Raw genomic sequence first — 24,812 nt, 5'->3', positions numbered from 1 at the left:
GTACGGTATGCCGTGGGTGCATGGATGCACCGAAACGGCATTGTCAAGATGCACGGTTCAGCTTTTATCTTCCTAAGAAAACTAAGCTTGAAACAATGCTTCTATCGACAAGTCTTGCGAGCTTAGAATATCGCGTAAACGTTTTAATGCTTCCACTTGAATTTGACGAACACGTTCTCGAGTTAAGCCAATTTCTACGCCAACATCTTCTAAGGTTGCAGCTTCATAGCCTAATAAACCAAAGCGTCTTGCTAACACTTCTCTTTGCTTAGAGTTAAGTTCATTTAGCCAGTAAACAATATTGTTTTTAATATCATCATTTTGAAGATTACCCTCAGGTCCATCAGCTTTTTCATCAGGGATGACATCCAGCAACACTTTATCTGATTCACCACCAAAAGGGGTATCAACTGAAGCAATGCGTTCATTTAATCTCAACATTTTGCTGACATCTTTTACCGGCACGTCAAGCTCTTGAGCGATATCTTCTGCTGTCGGTTCATGATCTAATTTCTGGACAAGTTCGCGCGCTGTGCGTAAATAAATGTTCAGCTCTTTCACTACATGAATCGGTAATCGGATGGTACGGGTTTGGTTCATAATGGCCCGTTCAATGGTTTGACGGATCCACCAAGTAGCGTAGGTAGAAAACCTGAAACCTCGTTCAGGATCAAATTTTTCAACCGCGCGGATAAGGCCTAAGTTACCTTCTTCTATTAAGTCTAATAGAGGTAGTCCACGGTTATTGTATCGGCGGGCAATTTTAACAACCAAACGTAAGTTACTTTCGATCATACGTTTGCGTGATGGTTCGTCACCCTTTAGGGCAAGACGAGAATAATAGACTTCTTCTTCTGCAGTTAATAATGGGGAAAATCCAATTTCACCTAGGTACAATTGAGTTGCATCTAAATTACTTGGTACTTCATCTTGAATCTTGGATAACACTTTTTCTTCGTTACTCGATTCAATATTTTTCACTTCTTTTTCTATGCCCATGCCACTTCTCCCGTACTAGCAAAGCTGATATTACTGACTAAATATTCACGTTAACTCCAAAATTAAATCAATTTATTTATTATCTTCTCGGTAGGTATTTTAATGGGTTGACCGATTTTCCACGAAAGCGAACTTCAAAATGAAGCATAACTCTTTCAGCGTCAGTATCACCCATTTTTGCTATAACCTCTCCGGCTTTAACAGCTTGCTGTTCCTTGACTAAAATGCGATCGTTATGAGCGTATGCACTTAAATAATCATCGTTATGTTTAACAATAATTAACCGTCCATATCCTCGTAACACATCACCGGCATAAACTACCCTGCCATCAGCTGCTGCCTTCACCGAATCATTACGGCGACCCGCGATGTCAATTCCTTTATTACCTTGTTTTTTATAAGAAAACCTAGCAATCACTTTACCTTTTGCTGGCCATACCCATTGTCTTATTTTTTGTGAGAATGGCTTAGTGTTTGGTATCGGCTTTTTGCTTGTTTTTTGGTCTCTTACAATTCCACCATACTCCTGCTTTTTATTTGATGCAACAGCTTTTTTGACAACTTTTTGTTGTCCTGTTTGTAAGCTTTCACGTGAGGGTTTATTTTTACTAGGCTTGATAGATTTTTTAGCCAGAAAAATTTTTTGACCCGGAAATATTTGATATGGTGGAGAAATATCATTCAAAGAAGCTAAGGTTCTAACATCTAAACCTGCACGCCATGAAATGGAATATAAAGTTTCACCTTTTTTAACTATATATTCACTCCCTTTGATACTATTTTTTACTCGTTTACTTAATGGTACTTGTCCTTGTACATCAACAACAGGAGCTGGTGTCTGTCGAGACGAACAGCCGACAAGCACCATTAACAAAATAATAATCAGGTTCTTAAATAACACACAGTCCCCTATATGAACTTAATTTCTATTTTTTATCGAAAGATGAAATAGGCAATAACCACTAAAGCAACGATTGCCCAACCGATAACATCTATCCATTTTCTCAACCCTTGTTCCATCTTCTCGCCTCCCCAATAGATCACACCAGCGACGAGAAAAAAGCGCATGCCACGGCCAATTGCCGAAACCAGTAAAAATGGTAAAAAAGCCATTTGTAAAAAACCTGCGCTCACGGTAAAAACTTTGTAAGGAATAGGTGAGAAGCCTGCTAAAAATACAACCCATACCCCCCACTCGGTAAACCAAAGCACCGCTTTATCAAATGTTTCTTGTTTGCCCCACTCTATCAGTAAGGGTTGGATCCAAGGCTCAAACATATAATAGCCAAGCGCATATCCTGCCATACCACCAATAACAGAAGCAACTGTAGTAATAGTTGCATAATGCCATGCACGATTTGGTTTTGCTAATACCATAGGCGCTAATAAGACATCGGGAGGAATAGGAAAAAATACCGACTCTGTAAAAGTTAATATGGCTAAAATTTTAGGTGCTAACCTGTGTTCAGCCCACTTTAGGGTCCAGTCATAAAGTGCGGTAAATAGCTTCACTGTACCGCTCCCGGGACTAAAGGAACAAAACGCACGGCTTCTATAGTCTGCTCTTTAAATTCACCGCCATGACGCGTAATAATTTTCAGTACCTGAGTATCACCGCCTACTGGTATCACCAATCGCCCACCATCGGTTAGTTGTTCCAACAACGCTTGTGGTACTTCTGTCGGTGCAGCTGTGACAATAATAGCTTGAAATGGTGCTTTTGATTGCCAGCCTTTCCAGCCATCACCATGTTTCATTGAGACATTATGTAAATCAAGCGATTGTAATTTTCTTTTAGCTTGAAACTGTAATGATTTAATACGTTCAACCGAATAAACGCGATCGGTGAGCTGAGCCAAAATTGATGTTTGATAGCCTGAGCCCGTACCAATTTCTAAAATACTGTCTGGTCGACCATCAGCAAGCAGTAATTCCGACATCTTAGCCACGATATAAGGCTGAGAAATTGTTTGTCCTTGCCCTATCGGTAAAGCAGTATTGTCATATGCTTTATGGGCTAAAATTTCCGGAACAAAAATGTGCCGAGGACTACAAGCAATTGCTCGTAACACTTCTGAATTAACAATACCTTCTTGTTGGAGCTTTTGTGCCAGTAATTCTCCACTTCGGGTTAATTTCCCCCCGATACGACTTCCTGCTCTGACATTCATTTAACTAGTTCTCATAATTTAAAATCGCAAACCCATTCTTGCATCTTGGCCATACTTTTATACGCAGTCATATCCACCGTTAATGGTGTAATTGACGCATAACCTTCGCTGATGGCATGAAAATCTGTTCCTTCACCAGCATCTAATTCTGCACCTAATGAGCCATACCAATAAATATCACGATGCCATGGATCTTTTGATGACTTCATAGTTTCCGCTTTATGTCGGTGTCCTAACCGCGTCACTTTTACGCCTTTTAATTGATCTAATGGCAGGTTAGGTACATTAATATTAATAATTTGATCGGCGGGTAACGGGTGCTGTTTTAATCGCTGAATAAACTTAGCCGCTACTTTAGCTGCCGTCAGATAATGCTCTTCTTCTTTGCCGACAAGAGACACTGCAACTGCTGGCATCCCCATATGCCGCCCTTCAGTTGCCGCTGCAACCGTGCCGGAATACAAGGTGTCATCACCTAAATTAGCGCCATGATTGATACCCGCGACCACTAAATCAGGTGCAGGGTCCATCAATTGACTAATGGCTAAATGCACGGAGTCAGTTGGCGTACCATTAACAGAGATAAACCCATTGTCTAACGTCTGCGCACGAAGAGGGTTGAGCAAAGTTAATGAATTGCTGGCACCACTGCAATTTCTATCAGGCGCTACCACAGTCACATCGGCAAACTTTGCTAACTCTTGGTGTAACACTTTAATACCTAATGCATGTACACCATCATCATTACTTAATAAAATTCTCATCTTCTTAACCTTACTCAAATCGGGTTAAACTGACATCTTGATAATCAATCAGCTCTCGTAATATCGACGTAGCAAAACAGCCCGCGGGTAAAGTAAAACCGACTTGCACTGTCTGATTAGTTTTATCCACTTCAATCGAACTATCTTGTACAGACAAACGAATTCGACGTCGTTCCTGTTTTAAGCCAAACTTCACCAAACCTTGACAAATTTCAGGATATTGCTCCGCTATTGCCTGCTCTAATTGCAGAGGTAAACCAGCGGTCATTAACTCGCCTTTACCCCACATTGGCGCGGTAATATCCACATCTTTACTTTGAAACCTTTGCAACATAGTGTCATCAACTTCTGTGAGAGGAAATACCGACTGAGTGCCAGATAGCATCATGACGTCACCGATATGTAATTGCTCAAACTTATCTTGCGCAATACGTGATGAAATCACCTGATTAAACACTAAAGAACGTGCGGCAGACAGATAGATACTGCGTTTTTTCTTATCTTTAAATTTTTGTCCAGCAAACATCGCCAGTGCTTTATCAATATTACCGCCATCGCGACCAAAACGTTGTTCACCAAAATAATTGGGGACACCATGTTGAGTAATTGCCAACCATCGTCGTTGCACATCACCAATATCGGAGACATTTCGCAGCGTGATAATAAAGCGATTACCGCTTAATGCGCCAATACGCAATTTTTTGTTATGGCGCGTCGATGCTAACACTTCCACACCTTGCAATGAAAAATCAGTTAAATCGTCAATATTTTTACCTGGGAGGTGAATACCAAACCATTGCTCGGTCACTGCAAAACGATCTTTTAATCCTGCATAACTGACCAAGCTATCTTTCACCGCAAAGAATTTAGCTAATTGACGAGCAACATAAGTGGTGTTTTGATCGGTTTTTCTAATTTTAACTAATAAGTGTTCCCCTTCGCCATGCGGGGTGAAAGGTAATTGCTCAATCACCTTAAAGTCAGCAAATTGTGTTCTTAAATCACCTTGGCTTTGAGGGTTACCATATAGATAAGCAAATGATGCTAACATGTTAGCTGGCACCTTTTTCAGTCAAGAGCACAACCGCATGCACTGCGATCCCTTCTTTTCGCCCAGCATAGCCGAGCTTTTCTGTTGTTGTTGCTTTAACATTGACTTGATTTAACTGACAATTCAAATCTTGGGTAAGACATTCTCGCATGGTCAATAAATGAGGGGCTATTTTGGGCGCTTGAGCAACTATAGTAATATCAGCATTGCCCAATTGATAATTTTGTTGTTCCATCAGTCCTACTACATGTTTCAATAAAATACGGCTGGAAATATTTTCATACTGCCCATCGGTATCCGGAAAATGATTACCAATATCAGCTAAACATAACGCCCCTAAAATGGCATCACACAAAGCGTGTATCGCCACATCACCATCAGAGTGAGCAATAAAGCCATGCTCAAACGGGATCTCAACACCAGCTAAAACAATTGGACCTTGACCACCAAACTTATGAACATCAAAACCATGACCTATTCTCATACTTACTCCTGTGGCTCAGCCGTTGCTGATAATAACTGTTGTTTAGTTAAGATAAATTCAGCTAGCGCTAAATCATCAGGGCGGGTGATTTTAATGTTATCACTGCTCCCTTCAACTAAGTGACATTTTCCACCAACAAATTCAATAGCAGAGGCTTCATCAGTGATAATGGCGTTACTTTCCAATGCAGCTTCAATAGCCGCTGTTAACTGTACGGTTTGAAACATTTGTGGAGTCAACGCATGCCATAGGTTGTCACGTTCAACCGTTTTACTGATAAGTCCTGATGCACTTCGCTTCATAGTATCTTTAACCGGAGCGGCTAAAATGCCCCCCTCTTTATTTGCTAAGCAGCTAGAAATTAACGCTTCTATATCATCAATGGTCACACAAGGACGCGCTGCATCATGCACTAACACCCATGGAAAAAGCTTGGCATCTAATGATTTTAAACCCACTAGGACTGAATCAACACGCTCAACTCCCCCGGTGACAATTTCAATCGCAGGGTGAGAGGCCAGTTGAGTATCAGAAAAGTACTCATCTTGTCCACCTAACGCAATAATGACTTTCACAATTTGAGGATGTTCAAGTAAACGCAATACCGTGTGTTCAATAATGGCTTGCTTGGCGATTTGCAAATATTGTTTGGGACATGTAGCCTGCATGCGCTTACCTACCCCTGCTGCTGGCACCACAACTGCCAAGGGGATATTATCTTGCTTCATAGAGGCATTTTAACCTTTTTTATCTTTATCATGGGGTATGATCCGAAAGAATGTCTCTCCCTCTTTGATCATACCTAACTCCTTGCGCGCACGCTCTTCAATTGCTTCTAGCCCTGATTTTAGATCATCCGTATCGGCATAAAGCAATTTATTACGCTTTTTCAATTTATCATTATCTTTTTGCTGACGAGCGACTTCTTCTCTTAGCGATAAGTAATCAGGCACACTGTTTTTACCGAACCATAGTCGGTATTGTAAAAGTACCAAAAACACCAGCAAAATGCCGGATAATAAGCGCATAAAGGTAGTTAATTAAATGTTTACTGTTGATGTATTATAAGTGCGCTAACAGCCCTGTAAACCACCTTAATGCATTTAACGCCAATATCGTTTAAAAGATCAGCGGCTGTTTAAAATTACGCCAATTAATTGCACACGATAGCAACAACTCACGTAAAGAAGGAATGATAGGATGGGCTTTTCGATCATTTAACCAGCAATGACCAGCACAGGCGGCCGTCATCACACGCTTTGTTGGTTTTAACAATCGCTTGTTTTCATCAACATTTTCACATTCATCGGTTAATGAAAACCAACCATGTAAGTTAGTACGAAAGCGATGATTTTCACTATCAATTCGATCAATAGAATCAAGCACTATGTGGGTATTTTCTACAACGGGCACCACAAGTCCATGCTTTAACGGCTGAGATAAATACCAATGATTAACCTGCTCTATGTCTTGACCGGTTAACGGCATATGTGTGGCTTGTTTGGCTGACCAACTAGCATTTTGGATATCTAAATCCAGCGGTGTTTGACATTGCAGCATCATATGGGCTGTACGCTTAATGTAATGAGGTAAACTTTTTAATCGCCCTTGAATCAATTGAACTGATTTACTATCCGCATCAGCAAGATGAATAATTTCCCGTTCATAGAGTGCACTGCACAGTTCAGCAAAGTCAGCTGATTGTGATTCATCTTGCCAAAGGGAAGTCTGCTCTGTCATAGAGTTTATTAACTACTTTTCATATGCTACTGCTTAGCTTTTAAGCATACTGCATTGTTAAGCAAAGATAAAATGTTAGCCACAACTTAAGCTTTTACCAATAATTGTTTAGGAATGACTAAGTCAAACTGTACGCCATGACCAAGTTCGCTTTGGCAAGTAATGGTACCGTCAAGTAACTGCGTTACTAGATTATACACTATGTGCATACCTAAGCCGCTTCCCCCTCTACCTCGTTTGGTGGTGAAAAATGGTTCAAATACTTTAGTTTTCACCTCTGGTGCCATACCTAGACCATCATCTTGATAAGTCACTATCACGTTACTGTCTTTTTCATCTATCGTGATATTAATATGACCTTGTTCTCGGCCTTCAAAACCGTGCAGCACTGAATTAAGCACCAAATTATTAATCACTTGCACTAAAGCGCCTTCTGAAGTGTAAACGGTCACTGGCTGCTTAGTGACTATATTTACGCTGTGATTCATTTTGTTGAGTTTGGGTCGTAAATTTTCAATAATTTCTTCAATTTTTTCACCGACATTAAATTTTGTCACTTCAGTGCTAGCTTGCTCAACCGCTGCATCTTTAAAGTTTCTCGTCAGGTTTGCCGCACGATCTAAGTTATTATGAATGAGATTGGCACATTGACTAATATCATTCACTATTTTTAGTGCTTGTGATTTTGTTAATTCGTTACTATCTAATGCGAGCTTCAACGTCTTTGCTTGTTCAGATAAGTGGCTTGATGCCGTGATACCAATACCAATTGGGGTATTAATTTCATGAGACAATCCGGCAACCATATTCCCTAATGAAGCCATTTTTTTAGATTCAACTAACTGATCACGAGTTTCGGTTAACTGCAACAATGAGACTTCAAGTTCAGCTGTTCGTTGCTTTACTTTCTCTTCTAATTCATCTTTATATTGCACTAAATTCTGATTAGCGGCAGAAAGATCGGATGAAACCAAACGAATGGCATATGTGGTAACTGACAAAATTGTTAAAATAGTAATCGCAGACTGAACAGTATTGCCATCCGTCGTGTGTGTCATTACACCAAGCGCATTCAAGCTAGTAATGGCAACAATATTAATAAACATGACGATAAACAAGATAGTAATAAGCCGGTTATTTTGCGTTAAACCAGAAAAGCAGACAATCGCAGGAAAAGCATATAACACTTCATCTCTGATCCCTTCATTTACCCACATCAACACCAGCACCATAAAGGTTAAACTAAGCAATAAAATGGCACTCGCAAGCCCTTGTTTTCCTTTGTTAGCAAAATAGTAAACACTGACAAGAAAAAACATCATGGCGAAAACAAGGTACATAGTAATGGATGGTGAAAAAATCGCCATTTGGAGCACAGCAATCAATAGCGCCACTTCTGTTGCCCAAAAGACTTGAATAGTTCGTTGATGGCTTAACTTGCCTAAATCATTTGATATGCTATTTTGCAATGATTGTTATCCTTTACCGTTCGTTAGAGTGATTAGCTATTAAACTCCTTTATGAAAATATAATGAATTGATTGATAAAAGTATATGTTGTTAATAAAAGTTACTCAGAATATTGATTAAATTTGATATAAAAAAAACAAAGACTTGATAAGTGTTGCGACATTATCCAGATACAATCAGAACATCATTGCCAAGATAAAAAAAACCACTCAAACGAGTGGTTTTAAATAAATAACGAATGAGCTTGAAGCTAACTCAATCTAGAACAAGGCGGATGCACGGAGCTAACGCTAGTTAGTGAGTACATCCAACGCAGTTATTGAATGAGTTAGCAATAAAATCGTCGTTATTGGCCTTTCACTTCAGAAAGGCCGTTAAATACTGCTTTATCACCTAAGAATTCTTCAATACGTAATAATTGGTTGTACTTAGAAACACGATCTGAACGACATAATGAACCTGTTTTAATTTGTCCTGCCGCAGTACCAACCGCTAAATCAGCAATAGTAGCATCTTCAGTTTCACCTGAACGGTGTGAAATTACCGCAGTATAACCAGCATCTTTTGCCATTTTAATAGCCGCTAATGTTTCCGTTAACGAACCAATTTGATTGAATTTAATCAAAATTGAGTTAGCAATGCCGTTATCAATACCACGTTGTAAGATCTTAGTGTTAGTGACAAATAAATCATCACCAACAATTTGTACTTTATCGCCAATTAATTTGGTTTGATAAGCAAAACCATCCCAGTCAGATTCATCCAAGCCGTCTTCAATTGATACGATGGGGTATTGATCACATAAAGTTTTCAAGAAATCAGAAAATTCATTTGAAGAAAATTGCTTGCCTTCACCTTTAAGGTCATAAATACCCTTGTCAGCATCATAAAATTCAGATGCAGCACAGTCCATTGCAAGTGTTACGTCTTTACCTAGCACATAACCAGCTGCCTCAGTTGCTTCTTTAATTACCGCTAACGCATCTGCATTTGATTCTAAGTTTGGTGCAAAACCACCTTCGTCACCAACCGCTGTGTTCATGCCTTGAGCTGATAATACTTTTTTCAATGAGTGAAAAATTTCTGCGCCCATGCGAAGTGCTTCACTGAAGCTACTAGCGCTGACAGGCTGGATCATAAACTCTTGAATATCAACGTTGTTATCCGCATGCTCACCACCGTTAAGAATATTCATCATAGGTAATGGCAATGAATATTGACCTGATGTGCCGTTTAAGTCAGCGATATGTTCAAACAATTGTACTTTCTTTTCCATCGCAGCCGCTTTAGCGTTTGCTAAAGAAACCGCCAAAATCGCATTAGCACCAAATTTTTCTTTATTTTCTGTGCCGTCTAAATCAATCATGATTTGATCGATTTCAGCTTGCGCTAAAGCATCTTTACCGACAAGCGCAGCAGCGATGTCATTGTTAACCGCAGCAACCGCTTTTAATACACCTTTACCTAAATAACGTGCTTTATCGCCATCACGTAATTCCAATGCTTCACGAGAGCCTGTAGATGCGCCAGAAGGAGCAGCCGCACGCCCCCAAGCACCAGACGATAAATAAACGTCCGCTTCTACCGTTGGGTTACCACGTGAATCCATAATCTCACGAGCGATAATTTTACTAATTGTAGCCATTATTGTTCCTCTAAAATACTCACGATAAACGATGAGTCACTTTACGTTAAATTGATACTCTGCCCTTATCAACACAAACTGTATTAATAAGGCGCTTAAAAACAAGAAACCGCAGCACAAGGCTACGGTTTGATTATCATGATTTGCTTAGCTTGATTGCTGTTTTTGTTGCTCAAATGTAGCAGCAATAAAGCTTTCAAATAGTGGGTGGCCATCACGAGGAGTTGAATTAAACTCAGGATGGAACTGCCCAGCAATAAACCATGGGTGATCAGGGATTTCGATCACCTCAACTAATGTTTTGTCCGTAGATAACCCCGAGAACACTAAACCAGCTTTGCTGATTTGGTCGCGGTAGTTATTATTTACCTCATAACGGTGACGGTGTCTTTCATAAATTGTTTCACTACCGTATACGTCACACACCTTGGTACCTTTCACTAGGTGACACAATTGTGAGCCTAAACGCATGGTACCGCCTAAGTCTGACTCTTCACTGCGGTATTCAACTTTGCCTTGTTCATCAAGCCATTCACTAATCAAACCAACGACAGGGTACTGTGTTTCAGGGTTGAATTCGGTACTGTGAGCACCTTCAAGACCAGCAACATTACGGGCATATTCAATTAATGCCACTTGCATCCCTAAGCAGATACCTAAATAAGGGACTTTGTTTTCACGTGCATATTGTGCCGCGATAATTTTACCTTCAACACCACGCTCACCAAAACCACCAGGCACAAGAATAGCATCTAAACTAGCTAACATATCGGTGCCTTTCGCTTCGATGTCTTGCGAATCAATATATTGAATTTTCACATTGACCTGATTTTTCAAGCCCGCATGTTTTAATGCTTCGTTAACGGATTTATAAGCGTCAGGCAATTCAATATATTTACCTATCATGCCAATAATCACTTCACCCACTGGATTAGCTTCATGGTAAAGTACTTCTTCCCATTCCGATAAATCCGCTTCCGGTAAATCTAAACCAAAGCGTTTACAAACTAATTCGTCAGCACCTTGCGATTTCAGCAACGCAGGAATTTTATAAATAGAATTAACGTCACGCATAGAGATAACGGCACGTTCTTCAACATTGGTGAACAAGGCAATTTTCGCGCGCTCATTGGCAGGAATAACGCCTTCACTACGACACACTAAAATATCAGGGAATATACCAATGGAACGTAACTCTTTGACAGAGTGTTGTGTTGGTTTTGTTTTGATTTCACCCGATGGTGCTAAATAAGGCACTAACGTTAAGTGCATAAACATTGCTCGTTCACGACCAAGTTCGGTACCTAATTGGCGAATCGCTTCTAAAAACGGTTGAGATTCAATATCACCAACCGTTCCGCCAATTTCAACCATAGCAACGTCATAACCTTCAGCACCTTCGATCACACGACGTTTAATATCATTGGTGATATGTGGGATCACCTGAATAGTTGCCCCTAAAAATTCACCTTTACGTTCACGAGATAGAATGTCTTGATAAATTCTTCCGGTAGTGAAGTTATTGCGCTTGGTCATTTTGGTGCGAATAAATCGCTCATAATGCCCTAAATCCAAATCAGTCTCTGCGCCATCTTCCGTGACAAACACTTCACCGTGTTGAATAGGGCTCATTGTCCCTGGGTCTACATTAATATAAGGATCAAGCTTTAACATGGTGACTTTTAAACCACGCGCTTCTAATATTGCGGCAAGTGATGCTGCTGCAATACCTTTACCAAGTGACGATACAACGCCGCCTGTCACAAAAATATATCTAGTTGTCATGCGATACCCAGAGTCAGGAAATTCAGAAATTAAGTTTAACTGTTAGTGCTTTTTGTTATGTTGGCTTGATCAAACTAAGAAAAGCAGACCATCTCAACAAGACGGGAAAGTATTATACGTAAAATCACAGAATACGACAATACAAACTCCACGCCAATCTATAGAAAATAGCTTATTTTTTTCATTTTCCTAATTTGATTCACCACAATTGTCAGTTAATATATTGAGAAAGACCGCTTGTTCACTTAATTGGAAACCTTAATGACTAGTCCACAATGCCAGCAGGTACTCGCTGCAATCGATACCATCAACCAGCAAGATCCCAATATCACAGTTGTTAATAACAATGAACAACCCAAAGAGTTACTTTATGGTCGATACATGAGCCAATGTTTAAATGAGTATTGGCCAGATGCGAATGAACTATTACAAATTGCTGTTCGAGCCCAACATATCAAACGCTGGCATTTAGCTCGAAGTGAATTTCCAGCCGGTAAACAAGGATATTTAACTTGGCGAAAAGAGCTAGGTAAATTTCACGCACAAACGACCAAATCCTTGATGCTTGAACATGGCTACTCTGAGCAAGAAGCAGAAACAACTGCCAGTATTATTCGAAAGGAAAAACTGAAAAAAAACTCTGATAGTCAAACGTTAGAAGATGTTGCTTGTTTAGTATTTTTACAATATTACTTTGAAGCATTTGCTGCCAAACACAGCGAAGAAAAAATCATTCGGATTTTACAGTTAACTTGGCGAAAAATGTCGGAGAAAGGCCACGAGATAGCGTTAAGTTTAACCTTACCTGAGCACTTAGCAACACTAGTCAATAAAGCATTATCGTAAAACACACGGCCTTTGATGATACAACTTTTGTCTGTCGATACTATTTATTGCTAAGCTAAAGTTGTTCGCATCTTTCTTAATAAAAGTGGGCAATATTCTCAATGAATAATATTTACAAATTATTTGTCGCAGCAACATGCTATTCCTCCTTTAGTTATGCGGGTGATATCGATAACCTCCTCGAATTAAGCCTCGAAGAGTTGATGAAAATTCAGGTGGTCACTGCCGCTTCAGGCTTTGAACAAAAAACCAGTAGAGCCCCAGCAACTGTCACGATCATTTCAGCCCAAGAATGGCAAAGAACCGGTGCGAGATTTCTTTCAGATGTTTTGTTAAGTATCCCTGGCGTACATGCAGGTAAATCACAAGCTGATTATCGTCACAAGAAATTTTTCATTCGAGGATTATCAGGTTATGGTTCAGGACAAATAAAGCTTCTTATAGATGGAGAGCCATTCGAATCAATTCAAGATAATAGTCTGTTTCTCGGACTGCATTTACCATTAACAAACTTTAAGCGTATTGAGGTGATTAAAGGTCCTGGTTCTGCAATCTATGGTGCTGATGCTTTTGCCGGAGTAATCAACCTTGTGTCATATGAAGCTAACGAGATACCAGCCACAGTAGGAGCGAGGTGGGGAAGCTTTAATACTTATGACCTATTCGCTCGTGGTAGCAACAACATCGGCGATTCTTATTTTCAATGGTCTTTTGATTATACTCAATCTGATGACGATAAAAATCGTGTTGTTAATTCTGACTTACAATCTGTTTTTGATAGTATTTTTAATACATCAGCATCCCGGGCACCGGGACCTATTGACGAACATTACGAGATTTTTACCTTACTGGCTAAATGGCAATATAAGAACATCTCTTTAGATTATTATACGTGGCGAAATTTCGACTATGGTAATAGTGCTGGCGTAGCGCAAGCATTAGATCCTGATGGTTCTGGTGCGACATACGCAGATCAAATTAAAATGAAATTAGATATTAGCCACCTCGTACCTGGGGAGTTAACAGGATTAGTTAATTATCAAACTCAAAAAATAACTAGCTATTTAACAGTGTTTCCCGCCGGCACCTTACTTCCGGTAGGCCCTGATGGTAATATCAACTTTACTCACCCTGTCGGGCTTACCACTTTCGAAGATGGTGTTATCGGCACTCCAAGCCCTGATAGCCGCTCAATCACCATGAGATTAACCCATCTCTTCGACCTAACAGACAAACAGTTATTTCGCTGGGAATTTGGCTACGAAAAACAATACTATCGAACCAGTGAACGAAAAAACTTCGGCCCAAGTATATTAGATGGTACCCAAGCATCGGTATCTGGAGAGTTAACTGATGTCACTGGCACTCCATTTATTTATTTACCTGATATTAATCGAGATTTTAAATATTTATCTTTACTGGATGAGTGGCAAGTCTCTCCAAAATTACAACTCACTTTTGGTATTCGTCATGATAGGTACTCAGATTTTGGTTCAACAACCAACCCTAGGTTAAGCGTTATTTGGCAAATATCGGACGATTTTACAATGAAAGTTTTTTCAGGTTCGGCATTTAGAGCACCGTCTATCGCTCAATTATACGCAAGAAACAACCCGGCGAGTATTGGCAACCCAGACTTACATTCAGCGTCTGTTGATACTATTGAAACAGGCATTAACCTTGAGTATTTCATCACCCAAAACTTTGTCATGTCATTGAATGCTTTTTCTTATCAGGCAAAAGATCTCATCGCCTTTGTTTTTGATGAACAAGAACAAGTAAATATTGCACAAAACACAGGTGAGCAAAAAGGACAAGGAGGTGAGCTTTGGCTAAAATGGAAACCTCAAGACAATATTAGTATTGATGCAAATTATTCTTTTTTACAGGCCAAAGATGAAGATAATAATGATATTGCCGATGTTCCAACACAGATGGCCTACTTAGGAGTGAACTGGCAATTTAATGACTTATGGGTAGCTAACACTGAAATGAAATGGCTGGCGGATAGAAAACGTCCACTAACGGATACGCGAAAACCGTTAGCAAATTATTTATTAATCAATAGTAAATTAGAAAGAAAAAATATTTTACCTAACTTATCCATCAGTTTGATTGCTCGCAATATACTTAATAAAGCATACGCTAAAGAACCTAGCCCCAGTACAATTTCCGATGACTACCCGATTGCAGGCCAACAACTATTATTGGAAATAAATTACCAATTTTAGTCTTTAGCGGCAATAGGTGTATTACCATTCGAGATAGGCAAACGTGAAAGAAAAATAAATGGCCCTGCGATTAACACTACAACTAATAAGCGTAAGGCTGTACTTTCCATTATATAGCAAGACCACGCACCAGCTATGATCATTGATGTTAGAGCGATAATTTTGGCTCGTTTAGGAATGCTACGCGATTGTTGCCAATGATAAATTAATGGGCCAAAGATTTTATTTGCTAATAGCATTTTATGCATCTTAGGTGAAGATTTGGCAAAACAAGCCGCAGCAACGAGCACAAATGGCGTAGTCGGTAATAACGGTAGGAAAGCACCTAAGGTGGCCAGAGCGACAAAAAATATCCCAGTAACTTTTAGTAGCATACCACCTCACTTGCCTATTTGAGCTATTATTTCAAAGCGTTAACAAACATAGTATAACAACGCTTAACTTATCTTATCCCAAGTACATTAATAACTATTTTAGCAAAGAGTAGGCAATTAAAAAATTTTCTCAATGATTTTTTATCATTAATGGCAACTTGTCTCCCCTGAGAGTAGCACGCCACATTTGATCACCATCAACCATCAATAACTCGCCATATTTACCACGTTTAATGCTTGAATCAATAGCAATCACTCGGCCTTGATAACGTGTTTCTACTTGTTTTTGCGACGTATGTCCGACCACTAAATGATCAATATCAAAATGTGATAACAATAAATCAATTTCAGCAGAACTTGCCCCATTGTCTTTAAAGTATCCTCGATACCAAATCGGGCCATTGGTTTTATGTAAATATTGCGCCCAGCCACTTCGTTCCTGATCAAGCTCAGCTTTAACTAAATTATGCTTAAATACTTGATTAATATCTTTAAGGGAGCGCTTTTCTTGCGCTAAAGATGGATGAAAACCGCCATGAGCAAATAGCATATTATTAACTTTTACTAGCACTGGTTTAGTTCTCAGCCAATCACCTAATACAGTACCTTTACCATATAAATGTTCAAAAGAATGCTTTAATCGATGTGCGACAGCAACATACTTAGGGTGCAAATAGCGCAAATCGCCATTTAAAACCATGACTTCATGATTCCCCAATAATAAATGTAATTTTCCCCCCGCTTGCTCAGCTTCTTGTTCTAAACGATAGAGGAACCATAATATTTCTGTGACTTTATCACCTCGATCAAAAACATCACCCGTAATAACGAAATGGCCATTTTTAAATTGCCAATGTCCTTGCTGGTCAATCACCCCATTATTCTCTAACAGTGTTTTCATCAAATCATATTGACCATGAAAGTCACTAGTAGCAACTACTTGAAAGTCTCCGTTAAATTCCAAAACCTCTTGCTCAGTAAAGTTAACCCGATCAAGAATCATATCATCACGACAATGGGTTAACTTAAGCGGTAAAGTCCCAGTTAATTTTTGGTGATACAGTGTATCGTTACAAAACCCAACGGCTGCCAAACCACTTTGTTCTTTAAAGACATAAGGCCCATCTTCAATCACCATTTTAGGCACTTTAAGGCTCTGCTCATTTGCGTGAACACTTGCCACATTCATCATTACACACAAACTACAATAAAACGCACTGACAAAAAAATTAAGCTTTAGCATTATTGATAACTATCCAACCAAGAAGAAAAGGGAGCACATCCGTGTGATAACACATGGTATCCGTACCTCAACTAGTTTCACTTCCCTGTGAAACTAGCTTAGGGGCAGTTGCCCGTAGGGAGAAAACGATTAAAATTTGATTTGAGCACCGGCATAGAAGAAGCGCCCTTTTCCGCCACCATAGGCACTGTCGTAATTACCTCGACCACCTAAAATGAACGGACCATTGTTATCAAATACATTATTGATACCACCGAATAGGCGTAGCTCTGCACCACTGTTTAAATCAGTGCTGTATGAAACAGATACGTCATTACGCACATAAGAAGGTAAGAATAACTGATATGGTGTTTCTGGATCATCCACACACACTGTTGAATCTTCAGCACAAGCGGCTTGATATTCAGGAATAATACCGCCACGACCATTTTCGTCTAAAGGCTCATAAAATTCATCGTAGCGTGATTTGCTTGAAATCACTTCACTTTTATATTTCATGCTCCAGCGCACACGCCAGCTATCTTTATACCAAGTTACAGAAGCACTTGCAGCGTCTTCAAAGACATCAGCTGACAATGAGCCAGTATAATCCTTGCTATATTGCCCATCTGGTGATGTTTTGGTTTCTTCGTAGCTGATCACATGTGTCCAATCAGCCTTTATTTTAATTCTGCCATTATCGTTTAAATCGAAGCGGTACTCAGCTGCCAGATCATAACCACTGGTACTAATTTCATCTTGGTTATACAAACGTTGCATTACCCCTGTGATTTGACCATCACTTGGGTCACGTTGTACGTCGTTACAAAATGAATTACTGCTACCAAATTCCATCGATGAGTTATAACAAAATTCGATAATATCTTCATTGCCAAATGAAGTGATCGCATCTTCAATCGAGATATCATAATAATCGATTGCCATTCTAAAGCCGTCAAGAAAAGCTGGCGCCATGGTCATACCAAGTGTGACGGTGTCTGCGGTTTCTTCAAATAAATCCTCATTACCCACATTCGGTGAGTAACCATTATTCTCATCTTCAAACACACCATCGGTAGCGATCGTAGCGGCAATACCGGCTACTTGACGACAATTTTCATGGCCAGCTCCGGTCGAAGTCGCCGTTACCCCATCACAAAGATCATCAAAAGAATCGTAATCACCACGCGGTGGAGACATGGCTTCAGTTATAGTTGGTGCACGTTGTGCCCGTGCCCAGTTAGCTCGAACTGCATAACCTTCAACTGGCTCCCAAACTAAACCAGTTTTATAACTTTGTACTAAATCGATATTATCGAGATCGTATTCCGCCAAACGTACAGAGACTTCTGCAGATAAGTTTTTCGCGCCTTCAACATCTTTTAATAACGGAAAAGAAGCTTCAGCAAATACTTCCGCAACACTTAAGTCACCTTTAAAATCAGGTACATAGTTAAATGTTACTCCGCCTTCGGGTACATTGGTATTCACCTCTTGTGTGTCTTTACGGTATTCAAAACCAAATACAGACGCGACCTTGCCTGCAGGCATTTCAAATAAATCACCCGCCATATAACCTAAGACATTAAACTGTTCTATGGTGGTGTTTATGTTAGGGTTGGCACGAATATAATCAGCAGCTTCGGCAGAAATAGCCCCTTCACCAAATAAATTTAACGGCACACAACCTTGGCTACGGGCAGTTTCATCCACACACTGGTAACCGCCATTACCATCATCTTCAACATTTAACGCATTACGTACATTCGCTACATACAGCTCATTGAAACGTCGTTGTTTTTGTTCAAACTTACCAAAACCTACCGATAAATCCCAATCCCATTCGCTATCTAACATAGTGCCTTGTAACCCAGCCCAAGAGCGAATTGTTCGACGGGTATTGTCAGTAATAATGTTACCAACCTCAGCAAAATTTCTATCCCATTTGACCCCACGAGAGCTTGCTTGTTCACGAATTTCTTCAGGCATAAACGGGTTGTTTTTCGGAATTCTGCCAATACAATCTTCACCAAATTCTCCGCTGGCAATATCATGGGTGACGATCTTATCGCATTCATCTTCACTTTCTGGTGACTTATGATTGATTGAACGGTTGTAGCTATATTGTAATTGACCATAAAACATCACATCATCAGTTAGATCATAATCAACTTTAACCGCAGCAGAAGCTTTTTCATCAGGAACACGCAACTTTACAAACTGGTTTGTATTAATACCATAGCGTTCTTCATGCCAATCGTTTCTTAAACCATTTCCATCATACCAAAAGCCAGCATCTGGGCGGGTACTGCTTTTTTCATCAAACACCCCACCAGGAATTGAATCACTTAGACTCCGCCAATCGGCTTGCGTAATATCACGCATACATTGATCGCCAGATTCCGTCTGCATTAAGTTACACATTAACTCATCATCATAATCCCAACTGTCTTGCAGCTGAGCACGTTTTCTATCTTTAAAATCTAAGCCAAACTCACGATCATAGCTTGATGCTAAAAACAAATAACCTCGACCATCTGAAAAGTCGGTACCATAGTCAGCATCCAATCCATACTCTCTTGCACCGCCAGCATCTGATTCACCACCACGAGCTTTAAATGAAAAGCCTTCGGTATTTTGTTTGGTAATTATATTGACCACCCCAGCGATTGCATCAGAGCCATAAGCCGCAGAAGCACCACCGGTGATCACTTCAACACGATCAACCATACCTGATGGGATCGTACTCAAGCTAACATAATTACCGCTATAACTATTAGAAACTACTCGGCGACCGTCCACTAACGTTAAGGTACGGTTGGTACCTAATTCGCGCAGATCAATGGTAGAAAGCCCAGTATTTTGCACACTAGATTGTGTATTACTATTACTGCTGCCTTCTGAAATTTGCGGAAGCTCATCAATCAATATATCGGAAAGTGACACAATGCCAGTATCTTCAATCGCTTCTCTATCCATGGTAGCTAATGGTGTAGCAACACTAAAGCTGTCACGTCGTAAACGCGAACCTGTTACCGTGATTTTTTCTGTAGCATCCTCTTTTTCTACTTTTTTTGTAGTGGTTTTTGTATCTTGGGCAGGACGGGCAACTTCATCAAGCGATTGGGCAAAGGTATTTGCCGATATTGCGAAGGTAGAACTGAATATAGCAGATTGTATCGCTATAGTTATTATGGACTTTTTCATGTTTTCTCCGACATTCTCAAAAAATGATCACAGGTTTTTATTGTTATGTTTTTATCTTAGTGTTAGTCAATTAAACTTAGCGACCTGAGTACAACTCATAGGTTGATAAATTTAATTTCAAGCGAGCAACATACCTTGTTGCCAATTTGGTTGTATCTTTACCTTGTGACAACTACAATCATTTCGCTGTCGATTCTATCTCTTTTTAATATCTATTCTTGGTTTTATTTCTTTTATCAATATCTTACAAAAACCACATTATTTTTCTCATTTCAGAAAAAGTGACTTCAATCGCAAAAATATTTTAAGGTTCATTGCTTATTTTCATTGAATGACCCGCATGGAATCGCTATGATAAATTATCTTTTTACTCTCTGCTGTCTAGTGAAAATACTAAAAGGTCACTGTTAAGCACCTATGAATTTTGAGCACCCCTTCAAGATAGGCAATTGTCAGATCATCCCGATGGAATATGCCATCGAATTTGATCATCAAGAAAAACAATCAATTCAACCAAAGTTTATTGACGTTATTTGCTATCTGGCTCAACATTATCCGCGAGTTGTTCCCCGAGAAGAGCTTATCGAGCAAGTATGGCAAGGCAATGCTTACGTAGGTGAGAAAGCATTAACCAATGCAATTTGGCATTTGCGTCAACATTTAAAAGGCTGTGATGAAGCTCAACAGGATGTGATCGAAACCATTAGAAAAGTGGGTTATCGGCTACTAATTAAACCTGAAAACTTGCAAGCAGTACCTGAAGAAAAAACCGAAAATTCACCTCAGTATCAGCGAGGTATTCTTGGTTCAATCATCGCTGTAGTATTTCTTGCGGTAGTTATATTTAACTTTTATGGTAGTGAATTACCACCAGAAAAGAATCAAATCAGTCAAATTACCACCTATCCAGGTATCGAATTATTTACCGCTCCTTCCCCCGATGGTAAACAAGTCGTATTTAAATGGTTGAGCCCACAAACATCTGGCAACCTCTATCTTAAAGATCTGGAAAATCCGCAATTGCCGCCAAAGCAGCTCACATTTGGTAAAGCCTATGTGGGCCACTCAGTGTGGAGTAACGATGGGCGGTTTCTGTTTTTTGCCCGTAAAGATCGCGCTAAAAAAAGTTGCCAAGTGATCCAACTCAAAATGCAAACCCATCAAGAAAAGGTTGTTGCTAACTGCCCACTTGTTGGGGGCTATTACTATGTGGATATTTCTCCTGATGATAAAACCTTAGCTTTCCACGGTTACATGTCACCAGCAGAAAACAGCGGAGTTTATTTCGTTGATTTAACAAAAGATAATAGCCAAGCAGTTCGATTTTCTTGTCAATTTGATTGTGGTTATAAAGACCGAGACTTTAGCTTCTCACCTGATGGCAAAACCATTGCAGTCACTCGTCGCGTTAATCGTTTTAATGAAAATATTTTTTTAGTCGACTTAGCAAGTAAACAAGCGACACAATTAACCTTTGGTGAAGAAGATATCGTTGGTTTAACTTGGCACCCAAACGGCGACAAACTGGTTTTTGGTTCTCAACAAGCCGATATCAGACGTGGTTTTAGTGTTGACATTAACTCAGGTAAAACCCAAGATTTACAGCTTGATGGCTTTAGTTACCCAAGCTTTGCCAAACAAAGTGGTCAATTATTCTACCAACAGCGTACTGAAAAATACCATTTAGCCAGTTTATCGCTTGATAGTGATATCGCATCGACACCTTTTCCAATTATTGTCTCAAAATTTAGCCATCAATACCCTCACTACTCTCCTAAGAGTGATAAGGTCGCCTATGTGTCTAATGAATCAGGCCATTATGAACTATGGATAAGCGATACTGATGGAAAAAACCGACAGCAAATAACCGATTTACAACATAATATCCGCTACCCAAGATGGTCACATAATGGCAATAAAATCGCCTTTTTGGCTCCTATTGAAGATGAACAAGGAGACAAAATATATATTTATGATTTAACCACAAAAACGCTTTCTGTTGTCCCAAGTCAGCATAATGAACATAACCGGCCTACTTGGAGCTGGCAAGATGATGCTATTATCTCAGCCGTATACGAGAAAGAATACACAGACTTACACCTTATCGATATCAAAACTGGTCATAGTCGTCGGATCACTTATGATGGTAGTCGCTATGGTGTAATGACTTCCCCGACAACGTTAGTGTATACCCAAACACAAAAAGGCTTATGGCAAAAAGAGCTTTCAGATGATACCAGTCAGCCTTTAGCGATTATTAGTGATCAAAATTTCAAAGCGACATATTCTTGGGAATATCACCCTGAAGGCGTGTACTTCAGTCAAAGACACAACAAACATTATCTGATCAGTTTTTATGACTTTCAGCAAAATATCACCATACCGTTACATCAAGTACCCAGAAATTTATTTAATAGTCAAACTTCCATCACAAAAATAAATAAAACCAATGAGTTATTACTCACGATGGCAGAATCTCCACAAGCAGATATTCGAGCGATTTATCATCCAATGCTGCCTTAGCCCCCGCTAATTAACTCAAAAAATACGCACCTAAAGATAACAATAACTTTACTCGTCACTACTAATTCCTCCCCTGTACAGTGATGTTAACTTTTGACGAGAGCAAGAGCATGCTAATCGTGTATTTGGCACTTTTTATCAAGTGTTTATTTTAAATCAAACCTATTCAACGCATAGATACGTATCATGCCTGCAAATTTAGTATGCACAAGATAATACCACCTGATGTATCAACTCAATGACCAAGTGTTTTCCATCGATGAATTCTTACGAGACTATTGGCAAAAAAAGCCAGTTGTTATTCGTCAGGGTTTCAACAACTTTAACGATCCAATCAGTGCCGATGAAATTGCTGGCCTTGCCTGTGATGAGGCGGTTCAATCACGCTTGGTATATAAACAAAACGACCAATGGCAAGCTGAATTTGGTCCTTTTGAAGACTATCAGCACTTGGGTGAAGAAAATTGGTCACTGATTGTCCAAGCACTCGATCATTGGTCAGAAGATGCGGCACAATTAATTGAGCCATTTCGCTTTATTCCCCATTGGCGCTTAGATGATCTTATGGTCAGTTTTGCCACACCTGGCGGTGGTGTAGGGCCACATATCGACTTATATGATGTTTTCATTTGCCAAGGCTCAGGTTCTCGTCGCTGGCGAGTTGGTGACCGAGGCGATTATCATGAGTTTGCTGCGCATCCTGCACTACTACACGTAGAGCCGTTTGAACCTATGATTGATGTTGAATTAAACACAGGTGATATTTTATATATACCTCCAGGCTTTCCACATGATGGTGTAACGCTTGAAACGTCACTGAGCTTTTCAGTTGGCTTTAGAACCAACTCAGGTGCAAATTTAATCAGTGGCTTAGCCGACCATCTGATTGATCAAGATCTAGCGACAACACTTATCGAAGATCCGACACGAACGGCAAGTAATCACTGTGGAGCAATCGATGCAAGTGACTATGCATTGATCAAGCGCCATATGCAGGCAGTGTTTGAAGACGATACATTAATGCAACGCTTTATCGGCAGCTTTTTAACTGAAGCTAAGCATGAATTAGATATACAACCAGATAATGAAAGCTACTCAACACAAGAGCTTTCACAATTACTCGCTGAACATGATCTAGTACGCTTAGGCGGCTTAAGAGCGTTTTATTTTAGCGAAACAATTGAGCAAGGCACATGTTACATCAACGGAGAGCCATGCCAATTTGATCCTGATATTTCTCCAATTGTTCAACAGATGTGTGATCATGTACGCCTAAGTAAAGACACCAGTGCTCTATGGCGAGACAACACTTTATTTATCGAGTTTATCAAACAACAGATAGCACGTGGTTATTGGTACTTCGCTGAGTAAATGTAGGAAGCTTAAATGTCTGAAGTTAATTTATTAGCGGTGCTAGGAGCAACAGCATCAGGAAAAACCAGTTTAGCCGTACAACTTGCCCGAGCGCTAAATGGTGAGATAATTTCTGCTGATTCCCGTCAAGTTTATCGTGGCATGGATATCGGCACAGGAAAAGATTTAGCAGAGTATCAAGAAATTAAACATCACCTGATAGATATCGTTGATCCCGGTGATGAATATAGTGTCTTTGACTATCAACAGCACTTTATCGATGCCTTTGATACCATTAATAATAGCAATAAGCTAGCTATCTTAGCAGGAGGCAGCGCGCTTTATGCCGACGCAATATTAAAAGGTTATCGATTAATTGAGGTGCCAACAAATCCGACACTTCGAGAAGAACTCTGCCAACTGAGTATTGCGGCATTGAAAGCTCGATTATTATCGTTAAAACCAAATCAGCACAACACCACAGATTTACTCGATAGAGATCGGCTGTATCGAGCAATTGAGATAGCTGAAGGTGAAAAAGAAAGTAATAGATCAGCGGCCCCTTTTCCAAAGATAGTCCCACATGTAATGGCAATAAAATGGCAGCGAGAAACATTAAAAAATAGAATTACTGCCAGATTAAAAGCCCGTTTAACTGACGGTTTAATCGAAGAAGTCTCCGCGCTAAATCATCAAGGCGTAAGCTGGGAAACGCTACATTTTTATGGCTTAGAATATCGTTTTGTTAGCCAATACCTGCAAGGACAGCTCAACAGAAATGATATGGTACAAAAACTCAACTCTGCAATACATTTGTTTGCTAAAAAGCAACAAACCTGGTTGCGGCGACTCGAGAAAGAAGGCGTCAACATTCATTGGCTTGATGGCAACAAAGATACCTTTAATCAAGCATTAAACTCGTTACAATCAGTATCAGTAAAGAGTTAA

The 24,812-nt window shown here is 39.7% G+C and carries 21 protein-coding genes; 5 read left to right on the top strand and 16 right to left on the bottom strand.

Annotated features, from left to right (window positions below):
- Positions 1–81: 81 nt before the first annotated feature.
- The 13 genes from rpoS to IV514_RS05210 all read right to left on the bottom strand — a co-directional run bounded on the left by rpoS (position 82) and on the right by IV514_RS05210 (position 12,108).
- The gene (rpoS, locus tag IV514_RS05270) at positions 82–999 is read right to left on the bottom strand and encodes an RNA polymerase sigma factor RpoS (RefSeq protein WP_206483852.1); all 918 of its coding nucleotides are present in this window, start codon (positions 997–999) and stop codon (positions 82–84) included.
- Positions 1,000–1,078: 79 nt separating this feature from the next.
- Entirely contained in the window at positions 1,079–1,900 is an 822-nt protein-coding gene (locus tag IV514_RS05265; RefSeq protein WP_206483851.1) for a peptidoglycan DD-metalloendopeptidase family protein, read from the bottom strand.
- Between the two features lie 32 nt (positions 1,901–1,932).
- The gene (locus IV514_RS05260; protein WP_206483850.1) at positions 1,933–2,511 is read right to left on the bottom strand and encodes a YqaA family protein; all 579 of its coding nucleotides are present in this window, start codon (positions 2,509–2,511) and stop codon (positions 1,933–1,935) included.
- On the bottom strand, positions 2,508–3,170 hold the full coding sequence (locus IV514_RS05255; protein ID WP_206483849.1) for a protein-L-isoaspartate(D-aspartate) O-methyltransferase: 663 nt from the start codon (positions 3,168–3,170) through the stop codon (positions 2,508–2,510). Before IV514_RS05255 ends, IV514_RS05260 begins: the two co-directional genes overlap by 4 nt.
- Before the next feature lie 11 nt (positions 3,171–3,181).
- Positions 3,182–3,934, bottom strand: a complete 753-nt coding sequence (gene surE, locus IV514_RS05250) for a 5'/3'-nucleotidase SurE (protein ID WP_206483848.1) — start codon at positions 3,932–3,934, stop codon at positions 3,182–3,184.
- A 10-nt stretch (positions 3,935–3,944) separates the two neighbouring features.
- The gene (locus tag IV514_RS05245) at positions 3,945–4,985 is read right to left on the bottom strand and encodes a tRNA pseudouridine(13) synthase TruD (RefSeq protein ID WP_206483847.1); all 1,041 of its coding nucleotides are present in this window, start codon (positions 4,983–4,985) and stop codon (positions 3,945–3,947) included.
- Position 4,986: 1 nt separating this feature from the next.
- On the bottom strand, positions 4,987–5,469 hold the full coding sequence (ispF, locus tag IV514_RS05240; RefSeq protein WP_206483846.1) for a 2-C-methyl-D-erythritol 2,4-cyclodiphosphate synthase: 483 nt from the start codon (positions 5,467–5,469) through the stop codon (positions 4,987–4,989).
- Between the two features lie 2 nt (positions 5,470–5,471).
- On the bottom strand, positions 5,472–6,197 hold the full coding sequence (gene ispD, locus IV514_RS05235; RefSeq protein WP_206483845.1) for a 2-C-methyl-D-erythritol 4-phosphate cytidylyltransferase: 726 nt from the start codon (positions 6,195–6,197) through the stop codon (positions 5,472–5,474).
- A 9-nt stretch (positions 6,198–6,206) separates the two neighbouring features.
- The gene (gene ftsB, locus IV514_RS05230; RefSeq protein ID WP_206483844.1) at positions 6,207–6,497 is read right to left on the bottom strand and encodes a cell division protein FtsB; all 291 of its coding nucleotides are present in this window, start codon (positions 6,495–6,497) and stop codon (positions 6,207–6,209) included.
- Between the two features lie 91 nt (positions 6,498–6,588).
- The gene (locus tag IV514_RS05225) at positions 6,589–7,209 is read right to left on the bottom strand and encodes a hypothetical protein (RefSeq protein WP_206483843.1); all 621 of its coding nucleotides are present in this window, start codon (positions 7,207–7,209) and stop codon (positions 6,589–6,591) included.
- Between the two features lie 86 nt (positions 7,210–7,295).
- Positions 7,296–8,678, bottom strand: coding sequence for a HAMP domain-containing sensor histidine kinase (locus tag IV514_RS05220; protein WP_206483842.1), 1,383 nt, complete (start codon positions 8,676–8,678; stop codon positions 7,296–7,298).
- A 346-nt stretch (positions 8,679–9,024) separates the two neighbouring features.
- Positions 9,025–10,323, bottom strand: a complete 1,299-nt coding sequence (gene eno, locus IV514_RS05215; protein WP_206483841.1) for a phosphopyruvate hydratase — start codon at positions 10,321–10,323, stop codon at positions 9,025–9,027.
- A gap of 147 nt (positions 10,324–10,470) precedes the next feature.
- Positions 10,471–12,108 carry a CTP synthase gene (locus IV514_RS05210; protein WP_206483840.1) on the bottom strand — a complete coding sequence of 546 codons (1,638 nt, stop codon included), beginning with the start codon at positions 12,106–12,108 and terminating at the stop codon, positions 10,471–10,473.
- Positions 12,109–12,369: 261 nt separating this feature from the next.
- Here IV514_RS05210 and IV514_RS05205 point away from each other — a divergent pair, with 261 nt between their 5' ends.
- Together IV514_RS05205 and IV514_RS05200 are read left to right on the top strand one after the other, a co-directional pair.
- Positions 12,370–12,954 (top strand): DUF4202 domain-containing protein, encoded by a 585-nt coding sequence (locus IV514_RS05205; protein ID WP_206483839.1) that lies wholly within the window; start codon positions 12,370–12,372, stop codon positions 12,952–12,954.
- A 101-nt stretch (positions 12,955–13,055) separates the two neighbouring features.
- Positions 13,056–15,185 carry a TonB-dependent receptor gene (locus IV514_RS05200; RefSeq protein WP_206483838.1) on the top strand — a complete coding sequence of 710 codons (2,130 nt, stop codon included), beginning with the start codon at positions 13,056–13,058 and terminating at the stop codon, positions 15,183–15,185.
- On the opposite strand, the gene IV514_RS05195 is transcribed toward IV514_RS05200, so the two are convergent.
- From IV514_RS05195 to IV514_RS05185, 3 genes are all read right to left on the bottom strand, one after another.
- Positions 15,182–15,559 carry a YbaN family protein gene (locus IV514_RS05195; RefSeq protein ID WP_206483837.1) on the bottom strand — a complete coding sequence of 126 codons (378 nt, stop codon included), beginning with the start codon at positions 15,557–15,559 and terminating at the stop codon, positions 15,182–15,184. The two genes, IV514_RS05200 and IV514_RS05195, sit on opposite strands and share 4 nt — an antisense overlap.
- 130 nt (positions 15,560–15,689) lie before the next feature.
- Entirely contained in the window at positions 15,690–16,802 is a 1,113-nt protein-coding gene (locus IV514_RS05190; protein WP_241242175.1) for a metallophosphoesterase, read from the bottom strand.
- Between the two features lie 129 nt (positions 16,803–16,931).
- The gene (locus tag IV514_RS05185; RefSeq protein ID WP_206483836.1) at positions 16,932–19,988 is read right to left on the bottom strand and encodes a TonB-dependent receptor; all 3,057 of its coding nucleotides are present in this window, start codon (positions 19,986–19,988) and stop codon (positions 16,932–16,934) included.
- A gap of 417 nt (positions 19,989–20,405) precedes the next feature.
- Between IV514_RS05185 and IV514_RS05180 the strand changes: the two genes are divergently transcribed.
- The 3 genes from IV514_RS05180 to miaA all read left to right on the top strand — a co-directional run bounded on the left by IV514_RS05180 (position 20,406) and on the right by miaA (position 24,812).
- Complete coding sequence (locus tag IV514_RS05180; protein ID WP_206483835.1) at positions 20,406–22,511, top strand: winged helix-turn-helix domain-containing protein; 2,106 nt, start codon at positions 20,406–20,408, stop codon at positions 22,509–22,511.
- 225 nt (positions 22,512–22,736) lie between these two features.
- On the top strand, positions 22,737–23,882 hold the full coding sequence (locus IV514_RS05175) for a cupin domain-containing protein (protein WP_206483834.1): 1,146 nt from the start codon (positions 22,737–22,739) through the stop codon (positions 23,880–23,882).
- Between the two features lie 15 nt (positions 23,883–23,897).
- Positions 23,898–24,812 (top strand): tRNA (adenosine(37)-N6)-dimethylallyltransferase MiaA, encoded by a 915-nt coding sequence (gene miaA / locus IV514_RS05170; protein ID WP_206483833.1) that lies wholly within the window; start codon positions 23,898–23,900, stop codon positions 24,810–24,812.

Source organism: Thalassotalea sp. G2M2-11 (assembly GCF_017168195.1).
Classification (GTDB): Bacteria; Pseudomonadota; Gammaproteobacteria; order Enterobacterales; family Alteromonadaceae; genus Thalassotalea_E.
Note: the sequence above shows the minus strand (reverse complement) of the source record. Positions and strands in the feature narration are given on the sequence as shown.

Coding starts and splice junctions, on each gene's coding strand:
- IV514_RS05175 (WP_206483834.1), top strand. CDS start 22,737: ATGTATCAACTCAATGACCAAGTGTTTTCCATCGATGAATTCTTACGA.
- IV514_RS05195 (WP_206483837.1), bottom strand. CDS start 15,559: ATGCTACTAAAAGTTACTGGGATATTTTTTGTCGCTCTGGCCACCTTA.
- ispF (WP_206483846.1), bottom strand. CDS start 5,469: ATGAGAATAGGTCATGGTTTTGATGTTCATAAGTTTGGTGGTCAAGGT.
- IV514_RS05180 (WP_206483835.1), top strand. CDS start 20,406: ATGAATTTTGAGCACCCCTTCAAGATAGGCAATTGTCAGATCATCCCG.
- surE (WP_206483848.1), bottom strand. CDS start 3,934: ATGAGAATTTTATTAAGTAATGATGATGGTGTACATGCATTAGGTATT.
- IV514_RS05190 (WP_241242175.1), bottom strand. CDS start 16,802: ATGCTAAAGCTTAATTTTTTTGTCAGTGCGTTTTATTGTAGTTTGTGT.
- rpoS (WP_206483852.1), bottom strand. CDS start 999: ATGGGCATAGAAAAAGAAGTGAAAAATATTGAATCGAGTAACGAAGAA.
- IV514_RS05210 (WP_206483840.1), bottom strand. CDS start 12,108: ATGACAACTAGATATATTTTTGTGACAGGCGGCGTTGTATCGTCACTT.
- IV514_RS05255 (WP_206483849.1), bottom strand. CDS start 3,170: ATGAATGTCAGAGCAGGAAGTCGTATCGGGGGGAAATTAACCCGAAGT.
- ispD (WP_206483845.1), bottom strand. CDS start 6,197: ATGAAGCAAGATAATATCCCCTTGGCAGTTGTGGTGCCAGCAGCAGGG.
- IV514_RS05200 (WP_206483838.1), top strand. CDS start 13,056: ATGAATAATATTTACAAATTATTTGTCGCAGCAACATGCTATTCCTCC.
- IV514_RS05225 (WP_206483843.1), bottom strand. CDS start 7,209: ATGACAGAGCAGACTTCCCTTTGGCAAGATGAATCACAATCAGCTGAC.
- ftsB (WP_206483844.1), bottom strand. CDS start 6,497: ATGCGCTTATTATCCGGCATTTTGCTGGTGTTTTTGGTACTTTTACAA.
- IV514_RS05205 (WP_206483839.1), top strand. CDS start 12,370: ATGACTAGTCCACAATGCCAGCAGGTACTCGCTGCAATCGATACCATC.
- eno (WP_206483841.1), bottom strand. CDS start 10,323: ATGGCTACAATTAGTAAAATTATCGCTCGTGAGATTATGGATTCACGT.
- miaA (WP_206483833.1), top strand. CDS start 23,898: ATGTCTGAAGTTAATTTATTAGCGGTGCTAGGAGCAACAGCATCAGGA.
- IV514_RS05245 (WP_206483847.1), bottom strand. CDS start 4,985: ATGTTAGCATCATTTGCTTATCTATATGGTAACCCTCAAAGCCAAGGT.
- IV514_RS05185 (WP_206483836.1), bottom strand. CDS start 19,988: ATGAAAAAGTCCATAATAACTATAGCGATACAATCTGCTATATTCAGT.